The following is a 25,560-nucleotide window of genomic DNA, read 5'->3' on the forward strand; positions in this document are numbered from 1 at the left end:
TGACCGGTCGGCGGACAGCGCACGGGGCGGTCGGTCGTGAACGGACTTTCCGCTCACGGCCCGGCCGCCCCGTGCATCCCCCCGGTTTGGTTCCCCCGCGCGCCGCCGAGACCTTCGTCGCGACAACGCTGCGTACCCATAGAGTCACACCGCGTCATGACCCCGTCAAGCCATTTCGGGAAAGTCGGACTTGATGGGCGGGCCGATCGCTCAGCGGACGCCGGCGGTGGCGACGAACCCCTCGCCGTCGCCGCCGAGCACCAGCGGGCCGCCCGCCGCGGCGCCGATCGCCGCCTGGCCGGCCGTCAGGGTGACGCGACCCACCCCGTCGTCCACGACGAGCTCGCCGGCGCGGCAGAGCACCACCCGCGGGCCGGGCAGCGCCAGCCGCGCCTCCGGGCCGCCGGGCGTCACCTCGACCCGGTGCAGCGCGAAGTCGTCCACCGGCACCGGCCAGGTCACCACCCCGGGCGCCACCGGCTCCGGCCGGACCACCGGCTCGTCGAGCACCTCGAAGCGCAGCACCCGCAGCAACTCGTCCACGTCCACCCGCTTCGGGGTGAGGCCACCGCGCAGCACGTTGTCGCTGGCCGCCATGATCTCGACGCCCGTGCCCCGCAGGTAGGCGTGCAGGTTGCCGGCCGGCATCCAGATCGCCTCGCCGGGCGCCAGCCGGACGTGGTGCAGCAGCAGCGCCACCACCACGCCCGGGTCGGCCGGGTAGTCGGCCGCCAGGGCCCGGGCCAGGTCGGCGTCCGGCCCGGCGACGTCCGCCGCCAGCACGTCCGCCACCAGCCCGGCCCGCTCCGCCGCCGGCCAGTTCAACAGCAGGCGTACGGCCTCCCGCAGCCCTGCCGGCCCGGTGCGCAGCGCCGCCACCACCGGTTCCAGCCCGGGTACGCCGAACGCCGAGATCGCCGCGGCCGACTCGGCCGGGTCGCGGAAACCGCACAACGCCTCGAACTCCGACAGCGCGACCAGCAGCTCCGGCTTGTGGTACGGGTCGACGTAGTTCACCCGGTCCGCGTCCGCGGCGTAGCCGGCCCGGGCCTGCGCGGCGTCCGGATGGGCCTGGAGGCTCAGCGGGGCATCCGCGGCCAGCACCTTCAACAGGAACGGCAGCCGGGTGCCGAACCGGCCGACCAGGTGCTCGCCCAGCCAGTGCGCCGGCTCGGCGTCCAGCAGGTCGGTGAGGCTGACGCGGCTGCCGTCCCGGTCCACGGTGGCCGGGGCGCCCGGGTGGGCGCCCAGCCACAGCTCGGCCTCCGGCCCGGCGCTCGGCACCGGACGCCCCTGCAACTCCGCGATCGCGGTGCGGGAGCCCCAGGCGTAGTCCCGGATCCGGCCCTGCAGCAGTTCCACGGTCAGCTCCCGGGCCGTCCGGCGACCTCGTCGCCCCCCGCGTCGCCGTCCGGCTGCGGGACGGCGGTGTGCGCCGCCTGCCCGGTGCCCGCCCGGTCCGCCGCCACGCTGTAGATGTCCGGCTCCAGGTAGATGACCCGGGCGATCGGCACGGCCGCGCGGATCCGCGCCTCGACGGCGTTGATGCCCCGGGCGAGATCCTCGGCGGTCTCGCAGGCCGGCACCCCGATCTTCGCGGCCACCATCAGCTCCTCCGGGCCCAGGTAGAGCGTCTTCATGTGGATGATCCGCTCGACCTCCGGCCCCTCGGTGACCGCCCGCTCGATCTTCGCCAGATCGTGGCGCTCCGCGCCCTCGCCGAGCAGCAGACTCTTGGTCTCGATGGCCAGGGTGATCGCGATGATCACCAGCAGTACGCCGATCATCGCAGTGCCGGCCGCGTCCCACATGCCGTTCCCGGTGATCAGGGTCATCCCCACGCCGAACAGCGCGAACACCAGACCGATCAGCGCGCCGAAGTCCTCCAGCAGCACCACCGGCAGCTCCGGGGCCTTGGCCCGGCGGATGAACCGCACCCAGGACTGGTTGCCGCGGATGTGGTTGGACTCCTGGATGGCGGTCCGGAACGAGAAGCTCTCCATGCCGATCGCGATCACCAGGACGGCCACCGGAACCCACTGCCACTCGGTGATCGGCTCCGGATGCTGCGCCTTGTGGTACGCCTCATACAGCGCGAAGAGGCCACCGACGCTGAACAGCACGATCGCCACGATGAACGCGTAGATGTAGCGCTCCCGGCCGTAACCGAACGGGTGTTCCGGGGTGGCCTCCCGCTTGGCCCGCCGGCCGCCGAGCAGCAGCAGGCCCTGGTTGCCCGAGTCGGCCACCGAGTGGATCGACTCGGCCAGCATCGACGAGGAGCCGGTCAGCAGGAACGCGATGAACTTCGTGACGGCGATGCCGATGTTGGCCGCCAGGGCGGCGACGATCGCCCGAGTCCCACCGTTGGCGCTCACGCCGCTCCCCGCCCGATGCCGCACGTGCTCACTGGTTCGCCAGCTCCTTCATCTCGGTGATGGCCGGCACGGCCATCGGGTCCAGTCCGTGTGCCAGGGCGAGGTAGACCGAGGCGAAGTCCGGGACCGCCATCAGCGAGGCGAGCCGCTCCAGCGCGGACCCGCCCTCCGCGGTGACCACGTCGCAGCGCACCCCGCGCCGCTCGGCGAGGGTCTGCACCGCGTCCGCCCGGCGCTCCTCCACGGCCAACGGCTCGTCGGTGTCGTCCTCGGCGTTGAGGCCCCCGTCGCGCAGCAGCACCAGCCGCAGCCGGGTGGCGTCGCCGTCGGTCTCGTCGGGGTCGGCGAAGATGTCCCGCTCCCCCTCCACCAGGCCGCCGAAGACGCCGTCGAGCAGGCCGACCCGGCCCCGGCCCGCCTCGCCCAACGCCCCGGTGACCACCGGGTAGCGGGCGTTGGCGGAGAGCGTGTCACCGAACCGGCGGGCCGCCACGGTCGCCAGCGGCGACGAGCCCCAGACGATCGGGATCGACCCGGACAGGCCCAGGGCCAGCGACTTCGCCGGGTTGACGAAGGACTCGGCGGTGGGCCGGCACCGGTCGGCGTCGGCGTCCAGCCGGGCCGCGGTCTCGGCCAGGTCCGCCTCGTTGACCTTCACGAGCCCGAGCGTACGGGCGGCGAGCAGGACCGGCACGGTGAGCGCCCAGAGGCTGGCCCGGGCCGGGGCACGCCGGGGCACCGGGATGAACGGCGCGCGGGCCCGCTCGGCCACCGACTGGAGCTGCGAGTCCGGCGCGCCGACGGCGACCAGGCGGGCGCCCCGCCGGTGGGCGGCCTCGGCGGCGCCCAGCGCCTCGGGGCTGCGGCCGGAGGCGCTCACCGCGATGACCACGTCCGCCGCGCCCACCCAGCCGGGCACGCCGGCGCTGCGGTGCGGGATCACCGGCACCGGGCAGCGCGGCCCGGCCACCGTGGCCAGCAGGTCGCCGGTACGCCCGGCCGTGCCGATGCCCGCGATCACCACCGCCCGGGGGCGGCCCTCGTCGGCGAGGACGGTCAGGTTCGCCTCGGCGGCCAGCGCCGCCGACTCACGGACCTGCGCGCCGGCGGAGGCGGTGAACCGGAGCATGCCGCCCGGATCGTGCTCGGCCAGCCGGTCCGGATTGTCCAGCAATGACTCGTCCGCGTGCCGGTGCCCGCTGACCCCGGCCGTACCCTCCATCATCGCGGCGACCCGGCGCCGCGCGTGTCGTCCGCCGCGGGGCCGCCGCGGGCCTCGTCGAGGAGCAGCACTGGTACGTCGTCCCGGACCTCGAAGATCCGACCGCACTCGGTGCAGGTCAGCGTCTGGGCCTGCGGGTCGTAGTCGAGCGGTGCGTGGTGCGTGTCCGGGCAGGCGAGGATCTCGAGCAACTGCGGGTCCAGGGCCACGGCGCGGCTCCTTCCACGTATGCGGTCTCACCGGTCGGCGGTGCCGTCCGGCGCACGCGATCTTATCGGCGAACCAGCCCGGGTACCGCGTCACATCTCGGCACCGGGTGCGCGGCGACCCGGTCGGGTCGCCGTCACCCACCGTCACCGTAACCCCGGCGGCCGGCCGGGTTCCGGTTCAGCGGGGCACGCGGGGCAGCACGGTGGTGGCGTCACCACCCGCGGCGGCCGGCGGTTCGCCGTCCGGCCGGTCGGTCGTGGCCGAGGGGGCGCCGTAGACGCTTCCCGACGGGCGGGGCGCCGGGGCGGGCGGCTCCTGCCCGTACACCTGACCCGCGGGCGCGCCGGAACGGTAGGTCGTGCTGCCGCGCGGGAGCGGGACCGGCGGGAGACCGGCGTCCGGCTGCCCGTCCGTCTTCTCCGCGCGGTTGCGGCGGACCAGCAGCACGATCAGCGCGACGCCGACGAGCACCAGTGCGATGCCGAACCACATGATCGGGGAACCTCCGGAGGACGAGTCGTCGGCCTCGGCGCCGGCGGCCGGGTCGAGCGCGGCGGCCACCGCCGAGGTGGTGCCGGACTCGGCCGGCGTGGTCGCGACGGCGCTCGGGGTGGGGGTCGGCGAGGGCTTGCGGGACGGCGTCGGGCTGGCGGTGGGCGCCGTACCCACCACGCGCGCCGCGGCGGCGGACCGGCCGAGGACCCGCCCGTTCGCGGCGCTCGCCTCGCCGACCACGTCCAGCCGCCCGCCGGTCACACCGGCCAGGAAGGCCACCCGGTAGCGGACCGTGATCCCCTTGCCCTTGCAGAGGGCCGCGTTGGCGGGCGACGTCTGCCCCGTGGCGACCGCGCCGCCACCGCCGGACACCGGCACCGGCACCCACCGGCCACCGCTGGCCACCTGCACGTGGACCTGGTCCGCCCGCAGGCCGTCGAGCCGCAGCCCCAGCGCGGTGCGGAGCAGTACGCAGCCGTCGGTGCGCTTGCGCACCTCGATCGCCACCGTGCCCGCCGAGCCACCGGCCGTGAAGCGGCTCGCCGAGCGCACCTCCACCCGGTCGTCGGCGGCCAGCGCCGGGGACGCCGCGCCGGCCACCAGGCCGCCCAGCATCACACCGACCGTGGCCCACCGCGCCGCGTGTCGCCTCACCGACATCTCCACCTCACCGCTTCCGCCCCGGACGGGATCCGCCGGTCAGGTTACTACCGGCCCCGAAGGGTGCCTGCCCATCGAGCACCCCGCATGTGTGCCGCGACACCCCGCGACACCCGCTCCATCCTCGACGCGACCCGGCCCGCCCGCATGATCAAATCCGGCCGTTCGCCGCCGGGGCCGCCGTCGCCGACGGCCGGCGACGCGGCGTGAATCTTGGACACCTACCGTTCGGCACGAACGACAACTGTCCAAGATTCACATTCGGCGCGTGCGAGTTCGGCGCCGGCCGGGTGCGGCGGCCCGTTGTGAGGCGCTCGCGGCCGGATCGCCCTCGTCGGTCGGCGCGGCGGCCGGGCGGTCTTCGGTAAGGGCCATGCGGCAGAGCCGGTCGGCCGTGCGGGTCGTCTCCGGCAGCCGGTACCGGGGTGTCGACGCCAGCACCCGGTCGACCGCGTTCTCCAGACTCATCCGGTGCCCGACACTGACGAACACCGGCTTCACCCCGTCGCGGGTCCGCAGCACCCGGCCCACCACCTCACCGCCGTCGCGCAGCGGCGTCCAGGCGCCCCGCTCCGGCGCCGGCTCGTCCCAGACCCCGATCAGCGGCGTCTTCCCCACCCCGATCGACGGCAGCCCGGTCACCAGCCCGAGATGGCAGGCCAGCCCGAACCGGCGCGGATGCGCCAACCCGTGCCCGTCGCAGATCAACAGGTCCGGCCGGACGGTCAACCGGTCCAGGGCCGCCAGCAACGCCGGCAGCTCACGGAAGGCGAACAGCCCCGGCACGTAGTCGAACGCCGGCCGACCCACACTCACCGCCTCGTCCACCACGGCGAGCGTGGCCGCGTCCAGCACCGTGACGGCCGCCGCGAGCCGGTCACCGCTCTCCGCGTAGGCGACGTCCAGCCCGGCGACCGTCGCGGGCGCCGTCGGCCCCGGCCCCACCAGGTCGACCCGCGACCGCAACTCCTCCTGTACGCGCAGCGCCTCCGCCACGTCGGCCGGCGGGCGGTACGGCACTCCACCGCCCGTCACAGCCGGCCGTCCCCACGATCGGCGTCGCGGCGGCCGGCCGCCCCGGCGCCCCGACCCGGATCCGGCCGGCCGGACCAGCGGGAAGGCCGATCGGCGTAGGCCTCGGCGCCCGTCATCGCCCCACCGTAGCCAACCCTGCCCGGGTCACTGGCCCACGCGGCCGTCGATCAGCTCGCGCAGCAGATCCGCGTGGCCGTTGTGCCGGGCGTACTCCTCGATCATGTGCACCAGCAGCTCCCGCAGCGAGATCTCCCCGTCACCGTGCCGCCCCTTGACGTCCAGGTTCAGGGCCGAGGCGACGAACCGCTCCGCGTACGCGACCTCCTCCCGCCAGGCCGCCCAGGCCTCCTCGACCACGGCCGGGTCACCCACCGCGCCGTGGAAGTCGGCGTCCCGGTCCGCCTCGTGCCGCCAGATCCGCGGCGCGTCCTCGCCCGCCATGGTGCGGCGGAACCAGCCCCGCTCCACCTCCGCCATGTGCCGGACCAACCCCAGCAGCGACATGGGCGACGGGGGGACCGACCGCCGGGCCAACTGCTCGGCGTCGAGACCCGCGCACTTGAGTTCCAGGGTGAGGCGCTGGTCCCGCAGGTAGTTGACCAGGACGCTCAACTCGTCGTCGAACCCGCCTTCCGAACGGGGGTCGTCCTCCGGCGTGACGAACATGTTCGACCAGGCGAAGTGGGAGGTGGGTCGATCGGTATCGACACTCTCGTCAGACATGCCCGGACCTTCTCGCCCTGCATGGCGGCCGGCAAGGCATTTTGCCGGCGGGGTCAGGATGTGGCGGTGGCGATGGTGGGGTCGGCGCCGGGATCGCCGGCCTGCTGAAGCTGCTCCTCGAACATCACAAACGTCCGCCGCCGAATCCCCCTGATCAGGGCCTGCTCCTCCACCGTCGGGTAGCGGCGCTCACGGCCCAGGGTTTCCTCAATGGCCCTCACCGTCTCGTATAGAGCAAACACAGCTCCCTCGCCGCGGAGATAGTAGCCACGGTCATGCTCTGTGAGCTGCACGAACTCGTCCCGCGAAATCTGGTTGACCTCGTCGCCGCCAACGAAAAGCACTCTGTCGATGAGGTTGTTCGCGCGGTTCCAGCCTCCTGTGTCTTTGGACAGCCGCCACGCTGCAACGCCGCCCTCAGGAGTCTCGACCAGCTTCAAAGGCGAATCGTAGTAGTTGAAGAATTTGGGCAGGACCAAACCTCTCGCCTGACTCATCGTGGTGGTGCCTCCCCGAGCGTTTCACTCAATGCTTGCCAGTAGATGTCCTGCGCCCGCCGTAACAGTCCGTCCCGGATAGCTCGCTCACCTTCTGTCAATGGACGGTCGCCCGCCTCGGGCAGCACTTCAAGATCTCGCCGAACCTCGTACAGGGCATGTTCCCACTCCGCCACATCGTCGAGCGCAGCCAGGTGCAGCCGAAGCTCCGCAAGGTGGCCGTTCGACATGCGGAGGTTCAACAGCACATCGCGATAGCCACTCTCCTGCGGCTTGAGGAATCGGTCCTTGATGTGGAGAATCACCACCTCCGGGTCGTCGGCCAGTTGCGCCAGGGCTCGGTAGACGTCATCGAGTCTGTGAAACTGCACCTTGGCGCCAGCCAGGTCCTTGAGCCGGGATGCGTCGTTGGCGTACTCCACAAGCTTGTCCTGCACCCGTTCCCGACTTTTGGGCTCCGTTCTCCAATCGGGTTGCCCATCGTCCCCGGCAACGGCGATGGCGATCTCATTCAGTTCGCGCTGCGCCACAGCGGCGTCGGCATAGAGCTGATCGACGTAGGCAAACAGGTAGGCCTCGTCATCACGCCGGGAAATGTCGAAACTCAACTGCACGTTCGCCTGCCCACGAGCCGCGATCGCAACAGAAATCTGGCGTTGTTGTTCGGTGACGGGCGTGGGTAGCGGATCCGGCGGTTCCGGCGTGATCACCGCCCTGGGCCCTTGTGCTGCGATGTCTTTCAGCACTCCGCCTAGAACGTCGATCGCCTCTTGGTGGCTGGCCAGGTGGTGGAGGGTGATCGGGCGGGCGGTCAGCGAGTTGGCGAGTTCCGGTGTCGAGAGGATCATCCGGACCAGGTCGGGGCGCTGCGCGAGCTGCCGGACCAGGGTCTCGGCCAGCAGTTCCTCGTGTCGGGGTGGCGCCTCCCACGTGTGGTCGAGCATCTGCTGGACGCGCGGGTCGGCGAGCAGCCGCGTCAGGTCACCGGCCGCCGCCGGGTCCAGCTCCGGCACCAGCCGTTGCAGCGTCGGCCCGTCGACGTGTTGCGCCAGCTCGACCGGCGTCACCCCGTCGGCGAAGACCTCGTCCAGGCTGCCGCTCGCGGCCAGCGCATCCCGCACGTACCGCCCGGCGGCGATCCGGTCGGCGTGCGCCTTACGGTGCGCGTTCCGCGTCCGGACCGTTTCCGGCTCGGTGTCCGGAGCGCTGCCGGGGAACGAGGTGCCGTCCGGCCGGTGGTGGAAGGTGGTGGTTTCGCCGAGCAGGTGGACGTGGTTGAAGTCCGGCGAATCGCCATCATCGGGCGTGGGCGGTGGTGGTGGTTCGACTGGTCGCGGCGGCAGCGATGGTTCCACCGGGTCGGGCAGGACGTTGTAATCACCCGGCGGCCGGCCCGCGAGCGGCATCGGACGACCGTCGGGACCGAGCACCAGCGCGTCGACGCCCACCACGTTGTGCGGATCGCGGACACCACTGTGGGTGTAGAGCGGACGTCCGCTCATCCGGCCGGTCTGCGGGTCCAGGTAGAGGACGGTGCCGTCCTGGTTCAGCGCCACCCAGGCGTGTGAGCCCCCGCCCTCGTAGCTGGTCATGAGGAACGCGTAGCTCCCGTGTCCGCCCGCCAGGAGCTGCCCGTGCAGGTCGCGGTAACCGCCCTCGATCACCCCACGCGTCTCGTGGTCGGGAACGCCCGGCAGTGCGGCGGGACAGAGATTCTGGAACCGACCGCCGGTGGTCTCCTCGACCCGACGCGGTCCGTCCGCCTCGCCGCCCAGCGGCCGATGGACGTCCCCGAGCAGGTAGCCGTCGAAGGTGCGCGGCGCGGAGACCCGCGGCCGGCCGTGCATCCAGGTCTCGAAGAGCGACAACGTGCAGTCCAGGCAGTTGATGCCCCGGGTGGCGTCCGCCGCCGGTCCACCATCGTTCGCCAGCCGGAACCACCCGCCCCGGCGGGGGTCGGCAGTCCGCACCACCCTGCCGTCGGGATGCCGCGGCATCTGGCGCTCCAGGTCGGTCTGATGCAGCGCGAGCGGTGGCCGGAGGCCGCCCCGCATGCCGTACCGACGCGAGCGGTCGATGGGCGGTGGATGGCCGTCGCCGGTGAGCGCCGAGTGGTCCGCCGTCTCGACGGCACCCAGCGCGAGGTCGGCCACATCGTCATTGATCCGGTAGAAGTCGACGTCGTCCTCGACCATCACCTCAGCCGGCACGACCGATCCGGCGAGGACACGCTGCGCTTCCTCACGCAGTTCGAGGGCCTCGAGGCTGGCTTCGCGCGCCTCCCGATGCCACCGGGCGGCGGCCAGGTCCCGGCCGGCGCGATCGAACTGGGTGGCCTGTGCTCCCCAGTCGCTTGCCCGCTCCTCGTGGTAGTCGGCGCGCTCGCGAAGCCAGTCCGCCCGCTGCTGGCGGCGGCTCTCCTCGTACCACTCCCGCTGCGACCGGAGATAGCCGTGATAGCGACGCCTGTCGAGGGCCTCCCGGTCGGCGGTGAGCCGCGCCGCCCGTTCCTTGGAGGGCATCCGGCGCGGTGGCGGCGGGTCAGAGGGGCCGGGCGGTGTCCACGGAGGGTCGGACGCGGGACGCTGTGGTGCCAGCGTCTCCAGCAGAGGGAAGCGGGGGTTCGGCGCGGGCCGGGGGTCGGGCACGCTGACCGGTGCCCCCGGCCCTGGGCCAGCGGCCGGTGCGGCGTTCGGGTGCGCCGACGGGGCGGCCAGCGGCCCGGCCTGCCCGGTCACGGTGCCCACCGGTGTCTGGTCCGCTGGCGCCGGTATCGGCCCGTGCGCGGGTGGGGCCACGGCGGCAGGCGGGCCGACCATGGTCGGCGGGGCCGCCGCCTGCATCGGCGCCGTCTGGGCCGGCGTGCCGACGCCGGGCAGCCCGGAGGCCTTGACCGGACCGGACGTCGGCTCGGCGGTGTCGGAACTGGGCGCCCGGGCAACGGGCGCTTCGACGGCCACGGCCGAGAGCGTCGGGCTAGCTGAGGCCCGCGCTGGGCTCGTCGTCGCGTCCGCTGTCGGAAGATCGGTCGTCACCGCCACGTCCACCCGGTGAGCCGGTGTAGCGCCGACGCCCGCCGCAACGTCGACGGACGGGAGGTGCGCCGGAGGCCCGTCGCCGACGAGCGACGACGGAGGGTTCGCTGCCGAGGCGGAATGGGCCGTCCCGGGATGAGGCACCGGGCCGGGATCCCCGGGGAGCGGGACCGGGTCCGGCATCCGCTGGGAGGGGATGACGCCGGCGGACGGCGGGAGCCCCAGGTCCACCGGCTGCGCGGGAAGACCGGCCAGCTTCTCGTCGAGCCGGTGGTGCAGCGCGCTGTCGGCCTGCCCGGTGGCGGAGCCGCTGGCGCCGGAGGCCGCGGCCCGGGCGATGTCCTCCAGCGACAGGTCCTGACCGGTGGCGAGCCCTGCCGCGCTCTCGGCCAGGGTCTCGCCGGCCATCTCCCGCCCGAAGTGCTCCCCGATCCGGGCGAACCGTCCGTGCGCGTGCCGCCCGAGGCCGGCCAGCGGTGCCGCCGCCCCGCCGGCGAAGCCACCGAGCCCCGACATGCCCACGTCGGTCAGGTCCAGGCCGGCACGCCGGCCCGTGGAGTTCTGGTGCGCCTGCGTCGCCAGAGTGGTGCCGGCCTCCTGCCCCGCCTCGACCAGTCCGGCCAGCACGGCCCGGCGGGCGAGCCCGCGGGCGCCGCTCTTGACGACCTCCTTGGCGGCCCGCTCGCCGGCCTCCTTCAGCCCCTCCTTGACGGCCTTACGGGCCAACTGGGCCACCAGCCGCTTGAAGATCTGCTGCACGGCGACGCGGCTGGCCGTGATCGCGGCGCCGGCCGCCGGCGAGGCGGCGCCCATGGTCAGCACGGTGGCCACCGCGAGCGAGAGCAACTCGACGACCAGGATGCCGAGCTCGATCCAGGCTTCGAGCTTGGCGCCCTCGATGTCGCAGCCGCACGAGTCGACCAGCTTGCCCAGCTCGCCGGTCGCCGCGACGAGGACGTGCAGCGGCGCGTCCTCCCCCTCGGCGACCTTGCCCCAGGCGATGTCGAACGCCTGCGCCACCAGGCCGCTGCCGCCGTATCCGCTGCGGACCTCGCCAGCAGCGGTGGTGGCATCGTTCCGCGGGCCGGCCAGGACGCCGGCGACGCCGTACCACTGGTCGGCCAGGTCCCAGACGGCCCGTTCGTCACCCTCCGGCCACTCGACGCCGACGACCCAGTCCAGCGCCTCGTAGATCCAGCCGGGCACGTCCCAGGGGCAGTAATCGAGCGGGTGCGGGATCGGGCTGGGCAGCATGCTCACGCGCGGATCCTCCGGTGGTCAGCGCCAGGGCCGGTGCGGGTTGTGCTGCTGGTGCGGGACCTCGCCGATCTGGCGGGCATTGGTCAGGTCGGTCTCGACCGTGGCGACGACGGAACGCACCACGTCGGCGCCCAGCCCTTCGAGCGACCGGCCGAGAATCTCCCAGGCGCGCAGCAGGGTCTCCGCGTAGCCCTGGTAGTGCTTGTCGAAGGCGGCGCCGATGTCGTCCCGACCCCACGGGCGGCGCGCGCTGGCCGCCGCTATCGGGTCGCCCGCCTCGCGCCGGGAGGCGGTGACCGCCTCGCCGGCCAGGGCCAGGTCGGCACCGCCGCGCCGGGCCCGGTCCGGATCCAGCCAGATCTCCCCGTCGGACATGCGATCACTCGCCGCGGGACAGGACGGCGTCGGCCCGGCCCAGCAATGCTCCGAAGTCATGGGTGCGCAGGAACTCCACCGATGGCGAGCCCGGCGGCAGGTAGCCGGCGACCAGCTCGCGGGTGGCGGTGACCGCGGCGCGGGACGCCCGCAGCACGGTGTCGGTGATCTTCCGGCTCAGCGCGCCGGCGTCCCGGTCGCGGAACACCGAGGGAGCGACCTCGACGCTGATCAGCTCGCCCCGGGCGCCCACGACCGCCGTCACCTGCCCGTCGTCGGAGCGCTCGGTCACCCTCAGCTCCGCGAGCCTGATCTGCAGTTCGTCCAAACCGGACCGAAGTCGCTGGTACTGGCCATACACCTCGTCGAACCGCGCACGCAGCGCGCGGTTCGCATCCCGGTCCGCGCTCTCGGCCACGCCACTCCCCTTCCGTCACCGTCAGTAGGGCCGACCATACCGGGCGCCACGGAATCCGTGGGGTCCGGTAACTTCAGGCTGTGATCGAACGACAGCAGGTCGAGGAACTCGCCGCCGTCTGGGCTCGACGGGATTCCGAGCGCCTGGGATTCCCGTGCACTCCGTTCGTCGAGGAGTTCGACCTGGGTTACCTGGTCACGTCCACGGTGGCGCCCGAGGCCCGGGCTCTCCCCGGTGACCTGCCGGCCACGGTCATCGACAAGGAGACCGGCGAGCTGTCGACCTGGCCACGCGTGCCGGCCGCCGCTGTCGAGCAGATGTTCCGGCAGCGCCGAACGGCCGCGCCGCGGGCGCCGCGCACCGTCGACCCGGCCGGCCAACTGCTCCGCGAGATCACCCGGTTGCCCACACCCGGCGCCGCGGCCCACCTCACCGTCGACGGCCGCACGCACGTCGCGCAGGGCGCCAAGGGCGACGTCGAGCTGCACCACCATCCGCTGGTCGCGTCCTATCTGGACGAGCTGCCCGCCGGCCACCTGGTCCGCGGCGGCGAGCGGCACGCCGAGATGATCGTCGTCTCCGACGTTCTGCATGAGCAGGATCACGCACTGACGTCCGCCGGTCGCACCCCGCTCGGCCTGGACGAGGCCAGATCGCTACTCGGCAAGGCCCGGATGGAGTTCTTCCGCATCCGGGAACCGGGCGACCCGGCCGGCGGCCCGTGTGAACTCCGCTGCGAGTCCTGCATCAGATTCCTGGTGCACTTCAACGTCCTCCCGTGGCCCGAACTGGCCTACGCCGAGGAGTGGCACGCTGACCCGCAGAACGACCCCGAACCCGGCCGGTTTCCGGCCGAGGTGGCGAACGCCCTCGTGGTCGCCGGCTGGCAGCCGCACTTTGGCGACGAGGTGTCAGCCGCCGCCTCCATTCGGAAGGTCACGGAGGTCAGCGGGAGCCGGCACGCACATCACCCCTTTCCGGCCGCGCTGGAAGCCATCACCGCCTTTCCCGGCCTGGTCGGTGCGCGACAAGGGCCGGGCGAAGAGGTCTGGATCTCCCGGTTCGACATCCGACCCCGCAAGATGGCCCACACCGCCGACACCCTCGCCGATTTCGGGGCGGTGCTCGGTGTCCGGCTGTTCCCGCTCGGCAGCGAGCGGCAGGAGAGCATCATCGCCGTCGACGAGCACGGCCGGATCTTCGCGCTCGATCAGGCCGGCGAGTGGTTCCTCGGCCCGGACATCGACGCCGCCCTCACCACCCTGCTGCTCGGTCGCGCTCCCGCCCGGGTCCGCGACGACGGCACCTGGTGACGCGTCAGAGCTTCACCCCGGTCAGCACCATGACCCGCGGCTCGGTGTAGTCGTCCATGGCGCTGCGCAGCCCCTCCCGCCCCACGCCCGAGCCCTTCACCCCGCCGTACGGCATCTGGTCGGCCCGGTAGGACGGCACGTCCCCGACGATCACCCCGCCGACCTCGAGCGTCCGGGCCGCGAGGAACGCGGTCTGCAGGTCGTGGGTGAACACGCCGGCCTGCAGCCCGTACGCCGAGTCGTTGACCGCGGTGAACGCGGCCTGGGCGTCGGTGACCGGGGCGACCACCAGCACCGGCCCGAACACCTCCTCGGTGCAGACCTTGGCCGACGACGGCACACCGCTGAGCACGGTGGGCGGGTAGGTGGCGCCGTCCCGGCGCCCACCGACCTCGATGGTGGCCCCGGCGGCGACCGCCTCGTCGACCCACGCCTCGACGCGTTCGGCGGCTTCGACGGACACCAGCGGCCCCACGTCGGTCAGTTCGGAGGTCGGGTCGCCGGTGCGCAACTCCTCGACGGCCGCGACGAGCCGGGGCAGGAAGCCGTCGTAGAGCCATTCGTGCACGTACACGCGCTGGACGGCGATGCAGGACTGTCCGGCCTGGTAGTTGGAGAAGGTGGCGATGCGGTGCGCGGCGAAGGTCAGGTCCCCGTCGGACGACCAGTCCTCGCAGATCACCGCCGCGGCGTTGCCGCCGAGTTCGAGGGTGACGTGCTTGTCGGGGGCGGCCCGGCGGATGGCCGCGCCGACCGGCCCGGAGCCGGTGAACGACACGACGGGCAGCCGGGGGTCGGCGACCAGTTCGGCGGCGCGCTCGTTGGGCAGCGGCAGCACCGAGAACATGCCCTCGGGCAGGTCGGTCTCGGCCAGGATCTCGCCGAGCAGCAGCGCGGAGAGCGGGGTGGCGGGGGCCGGCTTGACGACGATGGGGGCCCCGACGGCGATGGCCGGGGCGACCTTGTGCGCGACGAGGTTGAGCGGGAAGTTGAACGGCGCGATCCCCAGGACGGGGCCGCGGGGCACCCGCCGGACCAGCGCGATCCGGCCGGTGGCCGCCGGGTCGGTGTCGAGGCGTTGCAGCTCACCGGAGAAGCGCCGGGCCTCCTCGGCCGCCCAGCGGAAGGTGGAGACCGCGCGGCCCACCTCGGCCTTCGCCCACTTCACCGGCTTGCCGTTCTCGGCGGTGATCAGCGCGGCGACCTCGTCGGCCCGGTCGGCCAGCCGCCGGGAGACGTGGTCGAGAGCGGCCGCGCGGGCGTGCGCGGGCAGGGCCGCGGCCGCCGCCGCCACGTCGGCGGCTGCCGCGACGGCGGCTTCGACCTGGTCGGGCGTGGCGAGGGTGGTACGCCCCACCGTGCGGCCGTCGTACGGGTGGGTGACGGTGAGTTCGCCCTCGCCGTGGGCGGGGCGGCCGGCGACATAGAAGGCTCTCGGCTCCACGCTGCGCAGCCTAGACCACGCGAGGCCGCGCGGAAACAGTTGCTCAAACCCTTGTCTGCCTCGGATTTAGTAGCCAAGATGGCAGTCAGATTGCGATAACCTCCGCTGACCTTCGCCCCGGCCACCCCTCGGAGACACCTGATGAGCGATCAGCAGCAGCTGCGCAACTTCGTCAACGGCGAGTACGTCGACCCGGTGGACGGCGGGTACGCCGACCTGATCGACCCGTGCACCGGCGAGGTCTTCGCCCAGGCGCCGGTCTCCGGGGCCGCGGACGTGGACGCGGCCATGAAGGCGGCCGCCGCCGCGTTCGAGGGCTGGCGGGACGCCACCCCGGGCGAGCGGCAGAAGGCCCTGCTGAAGCTCGCCGACGCCGTGGAGTCCCGGGCGGCCGAGCTGGTCGACGCCGAGGTCCGCAACACCGGCAAGCCGCGGCAGCTCACCGCCGACGAGGAGCTGCCGCCGGCGGTGGACCAGTTCCGGTTCTTCGCGGGCGCCGCCCGTCTGCTGGAGGGGCGCTCGGCCGGCGAGTACATGGCCGGGCACACCTCGTACGTGCGGCGGGAGCCGATCGGCGTCTGCGCCCAGGTGACGCCCTGGAACTACCCGCTCATGATGGCGGTCTGGAAGATCGCCCCGGCCCTGGCGGCGGGCAACACGGTGGTGCTGAAGCCCTCCGACACCACGCCGGTGTCGACGCTGCTGCTGGCCGAGATCGCGTCCGAGTTCCTCCCGCCGGGCGTGTTCAACGTGGTGTGCGGCGACCGGGACACCGGCCGGGCGCTGGTGTCGCACCCGACCCCGCAGTTCGTCTCGATCACGGGGTCGACCCGGGCCGGCATGGAGGTCGCCGCGGCGGCCGCCCCGGACCTCAAGCGGACCCACCTGGAGCTGGGCGGCAAGGCCCCGGTGGTGATCTTCGACGACGCGGACGTGGCGGCGGCGGCCGAGGCCATCGCGGTGGGCGGCTACTTCAACGCCGGCCAGGACTGCACGGCCGCCACCCGGGTGCTGGCCGGGCCGGGCATCCACGACGACTTCGTGGCCGCCCTGGCCGAGCAGGCCCGCAACACGAAGACCGGCGCGCCGGACGACGAGGACGTGCTCTACGGCCCGCTGAACAACGCCAACCAGCTCGGCCGGGTACGCGGGTTCGTGGACCGGCTGCCGGACCACGCGAACGTCGAGACCGGCGGCTCCCAGCTCGGCGAGCGCGGCTACTTCTACGCGCCGACCGTGGTCTCCGGGGTTCGCCAGGCCGACGAGATCATCCAGGACGAGGTGTTCGGGCCGGTCATCACCGTGCAGCGCTTCTCCGACGAGGACGAGGCGGTGCGCTGGGCCAACGGCGTGGACTACGGCCTCTCCGCCTCGGTGTGGACGAAGGACCACGGCCGGGCCATGCGGATGACGCGCCGGCTGGACTTCGGCTGCGTCTGGGTGAACACGCACATCCCGTTCGTCTCGGAGATGCCGCACGGCGGCTTCAAGCACTCCGGGCACGGCAAGGACCTCTCGGTCTACAGCCTGGAGGACTACACCCGGATCAAGCACGTCATGCACAACATCGAGGGCTGAGCCTTGTCGAGCGGGGAACTGCACAAGCGGCGCGGGGCGGCGGTGGCCCGCGGTGTGGGCAGCACGATCGCCTCCTACGTCGACCGCGCGGGCGGCGGGACGATCACCGACGTCGACGGGCGGGAGTGGATCGACTTCGCGGCCGGCATCGCGGTGGCCAACGTGGGCAACTCGGCGCCGCGGGTGGTCGAGGCGGTCCGGGCGCAGGTCGAGCGCTTCACGCACACCTGTTTCATGGTCGCGCCCTACGAGTCGTACGTGGCAGTGTGCGAGCAGCTCAACGCGCTGACCCCGGGCGACTTCGAGAAGCGCTCGGCGCTGTTCAACTCCGGCGCCGAGGCGGTGGAGAACGCCGTGAAGATCGCCCGGCACGCCACCGGGCGGCCGGCGGTGGTGGTCTTCGACCACGCGTACCACGGCCGGACCAACCTGACCATGGCGCTGACCGCGAAGAACATGCCGTACAAGCACCGGTTCGGGCCGTTCGCCGGTGAGGTCTACCGGGTGCCCATGTCGTACCCGCTGCGCGACGGCGGCCTCGACGGGGCGACCGCGGCGGCCCGGGCGATCGAGATGGTGGAGAAGCAGGTCGGCGGGGAGAACGTGGCGGCGCTGCTGATCGAGCCGATCCAGGGCGAGGGCGGTTTCGTGGTGCCGGCCCAGGGGTTCCTGCCGGCGCTGCGGGAGTGGGCGACCGCCGCCGGCGTGGTGTTCGTGGCTGACGAGATCCAGACGGGGTTCTGCCGGACCGGCGACTGGTTCGCCTGCCAGCACGAGGGCGTGGAGCCGGACCTGATCACCCTGGCCAAGGGCATCGCGGGTGGGCTGCCGCTCGCCGCGGTCACGGGCCGGGCGGAGCTGATGGACGCGGTGCACGTGGGCGGCCTCGGCGGGACGTACGGGGGCAACCCGATCGCCTGCGCGGCCGCGCTGGCGGCCATCGAGACGATGCACGAGCTGGACCTGGCCGCCGCCGCCCGGCGGATCGGCACGGTCATGGTCGACCGGCTGCGCGCCATCGCCGCCCGCGACCCGCGCGTCGCCGAGGTGCGTGGCCGTGGCGCGATGCTCGCCGTGGAGATCGTCCAGCCCGGCACGTTGACCCCGGACCCGGCCGCCACGGCGGCGATCTCGGCGGCCTGCCACGCGGCCGGGCTGCTCACCCTCACCTGCGGCACGTACGGCAACGTGCTGCGCTTCCTGCCCCCGCTCGTCATCTCCGACGACGAGCTGGCCCGGGGCCTGGACATCCTGGACGCCGCCTTCGGCTGACCGTCAGCCCTCGATCGTGGAACACCACGGGCGTCGATCCCCCCAGGTGCCGCCCGTGGTGCTCCACCCGTCCCCGGCCTACAGGCACATCCAGCAGTAGGCGTCGAGCCCCTCCGCGCCGGCCGCCCGCGCCACCCGGCGCAGCTCGGCGACCAGCTCGACAAGCGGGTCGACCGCCGGCTCGCCCGGCCACTCCTCGGCCGTGCCCCACTGCGCGGCGACCGGCTGCAGGCGCTCGTCGGGCAGGGCCGCCAGCTCGGCGACGAAGTCCGGCACCAGCCGGATGAGGTACGGCCCCTCGTCGTCGTGGCCGTCGATCCGCTCCCCGCCGGCGTGCAGCCCGGCGCGCGGCGACCCGAGCCGGCCCGCGCGGACCACCTCCCACAGCGCGCCGCCCAGCACGAACGGTTCGACGTTCTTGCACCGCAGCGGATCCAGGTCGTCGTCCGGTCCGGTCGCGGCGGCGGCCCGCGCCCGTTCCGGGGTGGCCGCGAAGTATTCGGTCAGGATGCCCACGCCCGGCACGCTAGGCCCCGCCCCCGACACTCCCGTCGAGAGACCCCACGACGGCGGATCCTGTTCTATAGTCCTACTGTCGTAGGACAATAGAAGGGCGTCGCGTGATCGAGTTCGTACTGGACGGCCGGTCCAAGGTGAACACCTATGTGCAGCTGATCCAGCAGGTCAAACAGGCCCTGCGGGTGGGGCTGCTGACGGCTGGCGACCAGTTGCCGAAGGTCCGCGACGTCGCGCAGTCGCTGGCCATCAACCCGAACACGGTGCTGAAGGCGTACCGCGAACTGGAGATCGAAGGTCTGGTCGAGGGACGCCCCGGCGTCGGCACCTTCGTCCGCCGGACCATCGCCGGCTCGTCGCTGGCCGATCAGGCCGAGCTCCGCGAGGAGCTGGTGGCCTGGCTGCACCGCGCCCGCGCCGCCGGGCTCACCCCGGAAGACGTCACCGCCCTGGTCGAGACCACCATGCGGGCCGGCACGACGCGCGCCGAACCCGCCTCAGCAGGATGAGAGGACAGCTGATGGAGATCGCGCTGGAGGCCGAGCAGCTCGGCAAACGGTACGGGAGAACCTGGGCGCTGCGGGACTGCTCGCTGCGCCTGCCCGCCGGGCGGATCGCCGCCCTCGTCGGCCCCAACGGTGCCGGCAAGAGCACCCTGCTGCACCTCGCGGTCGGCCTGCTGCGGCCCGACGCCGGCGCGGTGCGGATCTTCGGCGAAACGCCGTACGCCAACCCGTCGGTGCTGCCCGAGATCGGCTTCGTCGCCCAGGACACCCCGCTCTACCGGGACTTCACCGCGGCCGAGCTGGTGGAGGTGGGCCGCCGGATGAACAAGCGCTGGGACGGGGCGCTCGCCCGCAACCGGCTGGCCCAGCTCGGCATCCCGCCGAAGCTGCCCGTCGGCAAGCTGTCCGGCGGCCAGCGGGCGCAGGTCGCGCTGGCCCTCGCACTCGCGAAGCGGCCCCGGCTGCTGCTTCTCGACGAACCGGTCGCCAGCCTCGATCCGCTGGCGCGCCGGGAGTTCCTGCAGTCGCTGATGGGCAGCGTCGCCGACTCCGAGACGACAGTGCTGCTCTCCTCGCACCTGCTGGCCGACCTGGAGCGGGTCTGCGACTACCTGGTCGTGCTGCAGGCCGCCCGGGTGCACCTGGTGGGCGCGGTCGACGACCTGGTCGCCGCACATCGGCGGCTGGTCGGGCCCCGGCACGGCGGCGAACCGATCGAGGGGGTCGACGCCGTGGTCCGGGCGAGTCACACCGCCCGGCAGTCGACCCTGCTGGTCCGTACGAGCGGTGCTGCCCTTTCTCCGGAGTGGACGGTGCACGACGTGACGTTGGAAGACCTCGTGCTGGCGCACCTCGCCGAGGGCGAGACCACCACGAGCCACGCGGCCTGGGAGGTGCCGGCATGATCTGGCTGGCCTGGCGGCAGCACCGCAAGCAGCTGCTCTTCACCCTCCTCGGGTTCGCCGCGCTGGCGGCCCTGATGATCCCGATCGGGCTGTCCATGCGGCACAGCTTCACCGAGCTCGGGCTGCCGGACTGCGTCAGCCAGCTGGCGCGTCCGGGGGCCGACCAGGCCACTGCGGACGGCTGCGAGGCGGGGTTCCGCCGGTTCACCAACCAGTACCAGAGCTTGAACCTGGTGGCGGTCCTGCTCGTGGTCCTGCCGGTGCTCGTCGGTCTGTTCTGGGGCGCCCCGCTGGTCGCCCGGGAGGTGGAGCACGGCACGCACCGGTTCGCCTGGACGCAGGGTGTCGGCCGGACGCGATGGGCCCTGGTGAAGTTCGGCCTGGTCGTCGTCGTCACGCTGACCCTGGCCATCGGCTACGGACTGGGCATGGCCTGGTGGGTCAGCCCGCTGACCCAGGCCGCGCACGAGGGCCGCCTCGGCTTCATCGTCTTCGACCTGCAGGGCATCGCCCCGATCGGCTACACCCTCTTCGCGGTGGCGCTCGGCATCTTCGCCGGCACCCTCTGGCGCCGGATGCTGCCCGCCATGGGCGTCACCCTGGCCGCGTTCATCGGGGTCCGGGCGGCGGTGGCGATCCTGGCCAGACCGCACTACCAGCCCGCCCTCACCCGCACCTTCCCGATCGAGGGGGCCGACCCGCTGCCGGAGGACCGGGGCAACTGGGTCCTCGCCAACGGTGTGCGCAACGCCGACGGGAAGATGGTGGCGGCCGACACCCGGATCATGTGCCCGCCGGGCGGCCAGGGACCGGACGGCCGCCGCTGCGGGGCAGAACTCGGCGTCGGACCCGGTGCCTACAACTGGGAGCTCTACCAGCCGGCCGGCCGGTTCTGGTTGTTCCAGTGGATCGAGACCGGCATCTTCGTCGCTCTCGCCGCCCTCCTGCTCTACCTCGCCGTACGCCGGCTCCGCCGCATCGCCTGAGCGGCCCGGCCGGGTGGAACGCCCCGGGGCAGCCGCCCCGGCGTTCCACCCGGCGCCGGGCCGGGCGCGGTCAGCGCAGCAGCTCCACCACGTTGCGGCGGACCAGGTTCTTGCCCGGCTCCCGGATCAGGTCCATGGCCGCGGCGTTGAGCAGCACGCAACTGCCGGACGGCCCGGTGACGGTCACGGTCGCCGCCCTGCCGTTGTCCAGGTTCGTCACCCGCAGCCGCGTGCCCACCGGGAACTGGCCGCTGGTGGCGGCCGGCGCCCCGCCCTCGGCGGAGAACGTGATCGCCCCGCTGCAGGCGCTGGCGAGAGCGCCGCCGGGCCGGGCGTTGCCGGGCCGGGCCTCGCCGGCCGGGGCACCGCGGCCCGGCCGGGCCGCAGCGGTCGCCGGAGCGCCGCCGTCGAGGCGTTCGACCAGGTTGCGACGGATCACGTTCTTGCCCGGCTCGCGGACCAGGTCCATGGCCGCCGCGTTGAGCAGGACGCAGCTGCCCGACGGGCCGGTCACCGTGACGGTCGCGACCTTGCGGTTGTCCAGGTTGGTCACCCGCAGCCGGGTGCCCACCGGGAAGCGGTCGCTGGTGGCCGCCGGCGCCCCGCCCTCCGCCGAGAAGGTCACCGACCCCGCACAGGCCGACTGCCCGGTCGGGGTGGTCTCGGCGAACCCCATCCCCGTGCCCACCGCGACGACCGCCGAGGCGGCCAGTGCCACGGTCGCCGCCAGCACGTGCTTGCGCTGCACCCTCACGTTGTCTCTCCCGTCGTCCGGTGGTCTCGTTCGACGCCTGGTACGGACGGGAGGGCCGTACCGTTCAGTCGGGGCGGCGGATCACAGCGGACCGTAACGGGTGTGTGGCGCTCCGGTGAGCAGCGCCCAGTAGCGGTCGCCGTAGGACCAGTGCCACCACTCGGTCGGGTAGTTCACCAGCCCCGCCCCGCTGAGCGCCGCCACCAGGACCTGCCGGTTGCGCCACGCGCTCACCGGGATGTGCCGGGCCGCCGTGAAGCAGGCGTCGGCGCTCTCCTCCGGGGTGGCGTCGAGGGCCGTGCCCATGTCCAGCTCGATCCCGTCGGCGTCGCACAGGGTGAGGTCGACCGCCCCACCGGTGCTGTGCGGCGCCACCTCGACCGGCGACACGAACTTGGTGGTCTCCCGGTGCAGCCGGTCCGCCGGCCAGTCCGGGTAGCGCCGGCGCAGCTCGTCCCGGTAGCCGGTGAAGATGTCGAGCTGCGCCCGGTACGGCCGGTACCCCTCGACGACCAGGAGGCGCAGGCCGGCCGGCAGCGCGCGCTGCGCGGCCACCAACCGGTCCGCGACCCCGCGCCGCACCCGGGCGTACGCCCCGGCGGGGTCGGCGGCCCGGGTGTCCAGCCGCAGCTCCGGCAGGTCCCGCAGGTCGACGAGCGGATCGCCGTCGTCCCGGCTGGACACGGCGGCGACCCGGGGATCGGAGAGCAGGATCATGCCGCACCGCCCCCGGGGTGTACACCCGCCGGCCGGGCCTCGTGCCGGGTGAAGGCGAGCGCGACCAGCCGGTCCACCACCTCGGGGTAGTCGACGCCGGACTCGGCCCACACCTTCGGGTACATCGAGTGCGCCGTGAAGCCGGGCAGGGTGTTGAGTTCGTTGACGAACAGCTCCCCGGTCGTCTCGTCGTAGAGGAAGTCGACCCGGGCCAGGCCCCAGCCGCCGATCGCCGTGAACGCCCGCACGGACAGCTCCCGGATCCGCTCGGTGACCTCGTCGGGCAGCGGCGCCGGCACGGTCATGGGGTCGGCGTCGCCGAAGTACTTCTGCCGGTAGTCGAACCAGCCGCCCTCGACCCGCACCTCGCCGACCGCCGACGCCTCCGGGTGCCAGCCGCCGAGCACCCCGCACTCCAGCTCCCGGCCGGTCACGCCCTGCTCGACCAGCACCACGTGGTCGTGCCGGAGCGCCTCCTCGACCGCCGCCGTCAGGTCGTCGCCCTCGGCCACCCGGGAGATCCCGATGGAGGAGCCCATCCGGGCCGGCTTGACGAACAGCGGCCGGCGCAGACCGACGACCAGCTTCTCCGGGTCCTCCGCGGCCCGCCAGGTCGGCGCGTCGAACCAGACGTGCGGGGTGGTTGGCACTCCCTCGGCCCGCAGCGCCCGCTTCATCGCCACCTTGTCCATCCCGACGGCGGAGGCGAGGATCCCGCACCCGACGTACGGCACCCCGAGCGATTCGAGCAGCCCCTGCACCACGCCGTCCTCGCCGTACGGGCCGTGCAGCACCGGGAAGACGACGTCCAGCTCGGCGTGCACCGTACCCGGCGCGTCGGCCGCGGTGACCGCCACCGTTCCGGCGCGCGTCCCGGCCCGCAGTTCCACGGCCGGGCCGGTCACCGGCAGCCGGTCGTCGATGGCCAGGCCGGTGCCCACGCTGGCGCAGCGCTCGGCCAGCACCGGCTCGGGCACCAGCCGCAGCCCGCCGGCACGGGTGATCCCCAGCGCCACCACGTGGTGACCTCGCTCGACCAGTGCACGGGTCACGCCGAGCGCCGAGGCGCAGGAGACCTCGTGCTCCGCCGACGGGCCACCGAACAGGACTCCGATCCGAATCGCAGCGCTCACGCCGCCACCCCTTCCATCCGAGCCGGGTCGGCGACGGGTGCACCCGCCAGCCGGGCCACCAGCTCCGCCTCGACATTGCCTCCGGTCAGCACCACGCCGACCGTCCGGTACCGCCCGCCCTCGGGGCCGCCCGCGAGCCGCAGCGCGCCGGCCAGCCCGGCCGCTCCGGACGGCTCGACGAGCACCTTCAGCTCCAGCAGGAGCAGCCGGAACGCGTCGGCGATCGCGTCGTCGTCGACCCGGACGACGCCCCGGACGGCGTCCCGCGCCACCGCGAACGGCAGGTCGCCCACGCAGCTCGGGCGGAGGCCGTCGGCGATGGTGGGGGCCGGCACGACCGGGGTGGGCCGGCCGGCGGCCAGGCTGCGGGCCAGCGAGTCGCAGCCGACCGGCTCGACGCCGTACACCTCGATGGGGGTGCCGGCGGCGGCCAGGCAGGCTCCCGCGACGCCGCCGCCACCGCCCACCGGCACCACGAGCGCGTCCAGCGGGGTGCCGGCGCGCTCCGCCTCCTCGATCAGCTCCAGGCTGGCGCTGCCCTGCCCGGCCACCACGTCCGGGTGGTCGTACGCGTCGACCAGCGGGTGACCGTCGGCGTCGGCGACCTGCCGGGCGACGGCCAGCCGCTCCTCGACGGTGGTGCCGGCGAGGACGACGCGCGCCCCGGCCGCCCGGGCCCGGGCCACCTTGACCGGCGCCGCGTCGACGGGCAGCACCACGGTCGCGGCCAGCCCGTGCCGGCGGGCGGCGAGGGCCACCGCCACCGCGTGGTTGCCGGTGCTCTGCGCGACCACCCCGGTGTGGCCGTCCGCGGCGAGCCGGCCGACCGCCAGCATCGCGCCGCGCATCTTGTAGGAGCCTCCGGTCTGGAGGTTCTCCGCCTTGAGCAGGATCCGGGCGCCGGCCAGCCGGTCGATCGCCGGGCAGTTAAGCACGGGGGTACGCACCACCCGGCCGGACAGCCACCAGGCTGCCTCCTCGACGCGGGCCCGGTCCGGCAGGGCCGGAGCGTGGCTGGTGGACATGGTCTCTCCTTCTCGGTTGTGGTCGGTGCCGGCGAAGCGCGGCAGGTCGAACAGCCAGCGCGCGCCGGCCGCCGTGAGTCCGCGGTGGACGGCCAGGCTGAGCGCCAGCACCAGCGCGGTGAGCAGGACCGGGTAGCCGGCCACGAGCAGCGCCCGCCCCGGCCGGTTCAGCTCGGCGACCGGGCCGGCGAGGAGCCGGTGCAGCAGCGCGAGCACCGGCATGTGGATCACGTAGATCGGCAGCGTGCGGCGGCCGAGCCGGGCGAGCGCCCCGCCGACCACCCGGAGCCGGGCCGCCCGGGCCGCGGCCGTGACGCCGAACGCCACGGCGACGACCGACACGAGCAGCCGGACACCGGGCCAGCCCTCGGCCCCGGCCAGCGCCATGGCGGCCAGAGCCACGGCGTACACCGCGCCGGTCGCGGCCAGGCGGCGGGCGCTCGCGCCGGCGGCCCAGCTCTGGAGGTACGGCCGCAGGTGCACGCCGGCCAGGAAGAACACCAGGTTCTGGTAGACCTGCCCCCGGTTGCCCGGGCTGTCCAGCAGGCCGGTCGCCGCCACGGCGGACAACGCGCCGGAGGCCGCGAGCAGCACCGCCGGGCGGACCCGGCGCAGCGCCTTGGCCAGGGCGAAGTAGAGCGCCAGCGCGTACAGGTACCAGAGGTTCGAGGGCGTGACGGTGAGCTGGGCCAGCAGGCCACCGAGGTTGGTGGCCCGGTCGGTCGGGAAGTCCGGCACGAGCGCCAGCAGGGCGGTGTGGATCAGCAGCCAGGTGGCGTAGAGGTAGAGGTTCCGGGCGATCCGGGGGCGGGCGGCGACCCGCCACGGCCGGGCCACGGCGTTCGCCGCGAAGATCCCGGAGAGGGTGAAGAAGAGCGGCATCCGCAGCGGGAGCAGTTGCTCGCCGAGCAGCCCCCAGGCACCCGGCACGGGCAGGTCGATCCGCCAGTCGATCCGCAGGTAGTGCTTGACGATGACGTGCCAGAGCACCACGAGGATGATGCAGGCGCCCTTGGCCACGTCGGCCCAGACCACCCGGTCGGCCGGCGTCGCGGCCGGATCGGTACGGGTCGGCACGCGGTCTCCTCTCCCGGCGTCGCACG

The 25,560-nt window shown here is 73.6% G+C and carries 23 protein-coding genes; 6 read left to right on the forward strand and 17 right to left on the reverse strand.

Going from position 1 to position 25,560, the window contains the following annotated elements; translation table 11 throughout:
• Positions 1-210: 210 nt before the first annotated feature.
• The 11 genes from manA to RMN56_RS06675 form a co-directional block, all read right to left on the reverse strand.
• The gene (manA, locus tag RMN56_RS06625) at positions 211-1,362 is read right to left on the reverse strand and encodes a mannose-6-phosphate isomerase, class I (protein WP_313722947.1); all 1,152 of its coding nucleotides are present in this window, start codon (positions 1,360-1,362) and stop codon (positions 211-213) included.
• Positions 1,363-1,364: 2 nt separating this feature from the next.
• Complete coding sequence (locus RMN56_RS06630; protein ID WP_313722948.1) at positions 1,365-2,378, reverse strand: cation diffusion facilitator family transporter; 1,014 nt, start codon at positions 2,376-2,378, stop codon at positions 1,365-1,367.
• A 28-nt stretch (positions 2,379-2,406) separates the two neighbouring features.
• Positions 2,407-3,603: an SIS domain-containing protein gene (locus RMN56_RS06635; RefSeq protein WP_313722949.1), complete on the reverse strand. Its 1,197-nt coding sequence runs from the start codon at positions 3,601-3,603 to the stop codon at positions 2,407-2,409.
• On the reverse strand, positions 3,600-3,809 hold the full coding sequence (locus tag RMN56_RS06640; RefSeq protein WP_313722950.1) for a Trm112 family protein: 210 nt from the start codon (positions 3,807-3,809) through the stop codon (positions 3,600-3,602). Before RMN56_RS06640 ends, RMN56_RS06635 begins: the two co-directional genes overlap by 4 nt.
• Before the next feature lie 178 nt (positions 3,810-3,987).
• Positions 3,988-4,965 (reverse strand): hypothetical protein, encoded by a 978-nt coding sequence (locus tag RMN56_RS06645; RefSeq protein WP_313722951.1) that lies wholly within the window; start codon positions 4,963-4,965, stop codon positions 3,988-3,990.
• Positions 4,966-5,220: 255 nt separating this feature from the next.
• Positions 5,221-6,000 carry a deoxyribonuclease V gene (gene nfi, locus RMN56_RS06650; RefSeq protein WP_313722952.1) on the reverse strand — a complete coding sequence of 260 codons (780 nt, stop codon included), beginning with the start codon at positions 5,998-6,000 and terminating at the stop codon, positions 5,221-5,223.
• Between the two features lie 144 nt (positions 6,001-6,144).
• Positions 6,145-6,723, reverse strand: a complete 579-nt coding sequence (locus RMN56_RS06655) for a DinB family protein (protein WP_313722953.1) — start codon at positions 6,721-6,723, stop codon at positions 6,145-6,147.
• Between the two features lie 53 nt (positions 6,724-6,776).
• Positions 6,777-7,163, reverse strand: a complete 387-nt coding sequence (locus RMN56_RS06660; RefSeq protein WP_313722954.1) for a hypothetical protein — start codon at positions 7,161-7,163, stop codon at positions 6,777-6,779.
• Between the two features lie 53 nt (positions 7,164-7,216).
• Positions 7,217-11,509, reverse strand: a complete 4,293-nt coding sequence (locus tag RMN56_RS06665; RefSeq protein WP_313724660.1) for a toxin glutamine deamidase domain-containing protein — start codon at positions 11,507-11,509, stop codon at positions 7,217-7,219.
• A gap of 24 nt (positions 11,510-11,533) precedes the next feature.
• Complete coding sequence (locus RMN56_RS06670; protein ID WP_313722955.1) at positions 11,534-11,890, reverse strand: hypothetical protein; 357 nt, start codon at positions 11,888-11,890, stop codon at positions 11,534-11,536.
• 4 nt (positions 11,891-11,894) lie between these two features.
• Positions 11,895-12,308, reverse strand: coding sequence for a YbaB/EbfC family nucleoid-associated protein (locus tag RMN56_RS06675; RefSeq protein ID WP_313722956.1), 414 nt, complete (start codon positions 12,306-12,308; stop codon positions 11,895-11,897).
• 80 nt (positions 12,309-12,388) lie between these two features.
• Here RMN56_RS06675 and RMN56_RS06680 point away from each other — a divergent pair, with 80 nt between their 5' ends.
• On the forward strand, positions 12,389-13,621 hold the full coding sequence (locus RMN56_RS06680) for an SUKH-3 domain-containing protein (protein WP_313722957.1): 1,233 nt from the start codon (positions 12,389-12,391) through the stop codon (positions 13,619-13,621).
• 4 nt (positions 13,622-13,625) lie between these two features.
• On the opposite strand, the gene RMN56_RS06685 is transcribed toward RMN56_RS06680, so the two are convergent.
• Positions 13,626-15,065, reverse strand: coding sequence for an aldehyde dehydrogenase family protein (locus RMN56_RS06685; protein WP_313722958.1), 1,440 nt, complete (start codon positions 15,063-15,065; stop codon positions 13,626-13,628).
• Positions 15,066-15,206: 141 nt separating this feature from the next.
• On the opposite strand from RMN56_RS06685, the gene RMN56_RS06690 reads away from it, so the two are divergent.
• On the forward strand, positions 15,207-16,643 hold the full coding sequence (locus tag RMN56_RS06690; RefSeq protein ID WP_313722959.1) for a gamma-aminobutyraldehyde dehydrogenase: 1,437 nt from the start codon (positions 15,207-15,209) through the stop codon (positions 16,641-16,643).
• Between the two features lie 3 nt (positions 16,644-16,646).
• Positions 16,647-17,915: a 4-aminobutyrate--2-oxoglutarate transaminase gene (gene gabT, locus RMN56_RS06695; protein ID WP_313722960.1), complete on the forward strand. Its 1,269-nt coding sequence runs from the start codon at positions 16,647-16,649 to the stop codon at positions 17,913-17,915.
• Positions 17,916-17,993: 78 nt separating this feature from the next.
• On the opposite strand, the gene RMN56_RS06700 is transcribed toward gabT, so the two are convergent.
• Entirely contained in the window at positions 17,994-18,431 is a 438-nt protein-coding gene (locus RMN56_RS06700) for a hypothetical protein (RefSeq protein ID WP_313722961.1), read from the reverse strand.
• A gap of 104 nt (positions 18,432-18,535) precedes the next feature.
• Between RMN56_RS06700 and RMN56_RS06705 the strand changes: the two genes are divergently transcribed.
• The 3 genes from RMN56_RS06705 to RMN56_RS06715 are packed head-to-tail and all read left to right on the forward strand — an operon-like array spanning position 18,536 to position 20,828.
• The gene (locus tag RMN56_RS06705) at positions 18,536-18,940 is read left to right on the forward strand and encodes a GntR family transcriptional regulator (protein WP_313722962.1); all 405 of its coding nucleotides are present in this window, start codon (positions 18,536-18,538) and stop codon (positions 18,938-18,940) included.
• 11 nt (positions 18,941-18,951) lie between these two features.
• Positions 18,952-19,842: an ABC transporter ATP-binding protein gene (locus RMN56_RS06710; protein ID WP_313724661.1), complete on the forward strand. Its 891-nt coding sequence runs from the start codon at positions 18,952-18,954 to the stop codon at positions 19,840-19,842.
• Positions 19,839-20,828 carry an ABC transporter permease gene (locus RMN56_RS06715; protein WP_313722963.1) on the forward strand — a complete coding sequence of 330 codons (990 nt, stop codon included), beginning with the start codon at positions 19,839-19,841 and terminating at the stop codon, positions 20,826-20,828. The genes RMN56_RS06710 and RMN56_RS06715 overlap by 4 nt, the downstream gene beginning before the upstream one ends.
• Positions 20,829-20,898: 70 nt before the next feature.
• On the opposite strand, the gene RMN56_RS06720 is transcribed toward RMN56_RS06715, so the two are convergent.
• The 4 genes from RMN56_RS06720 to RMN56_RS06735 form a co-directional block, all read right to left on the reverse strand.
• Positions 20,899-21,582, reverse strand: a complete 684-nt coding sequence (locus RMN56_RS06720; RefSeq protein WP_313722964.1) for a hypothetical protein — start codon at positions 21,580-21,582, stop codon at positions 20,899-20,901.
• An 81-nt stretch (positions 21,583-21,663) separates the two neighbouring features.
• Entirely contained in the window at positions 21,664-22,299 is a 636-nt protein-coding gene (locus RMN56_RS06725; protein WP_313722965.1) for a M15 family metallopeptidase, read from the reverse strand.
• Positions 22,296-23,432: a D-alanine--D-alanine ligase family protein gene (locus tag RMN56_RS06730; RefSeq protein WP_313722966.1), complete on the reverse strand. Its 1,137-nt coding sequence runs from the start codon at positions 23,430-23,432 to the stop codon at positions 22,296-22,298. The genes RMN56_RS06725 and RMN56_RS06730 overlap by 4 nt, the downstream gene beginning before the upstream one ends.
• Complete coding sequence (locus RMN56_RS06735) at positions 23,429-25,534, reverse strand: pyridoxal-phosphate dependent enzyme (protein ID WP_313722967.1); 2,106 nt, start codon at positions 25,532-25,534, stop codon at positions 23,429-23,431. The genes RMN56_RS06730 and RMN56_RS06735 overlap by 4 nt, the downstream gene beginning before the upstream one ends.
• Positions 25,535-25,560 lie beyond the last annotated feature (26 nt).

This window comes from Micromonospora halotolerans (genome assembly GCF_032108445.1).
Taxonomy (GTDB): domain Bacteria; phylum Actinomycetota; class Actinomycetes; order Mycobacteriales; family Micromonosporaceae; genus Micromonospora; species Micromonospora halotolerans.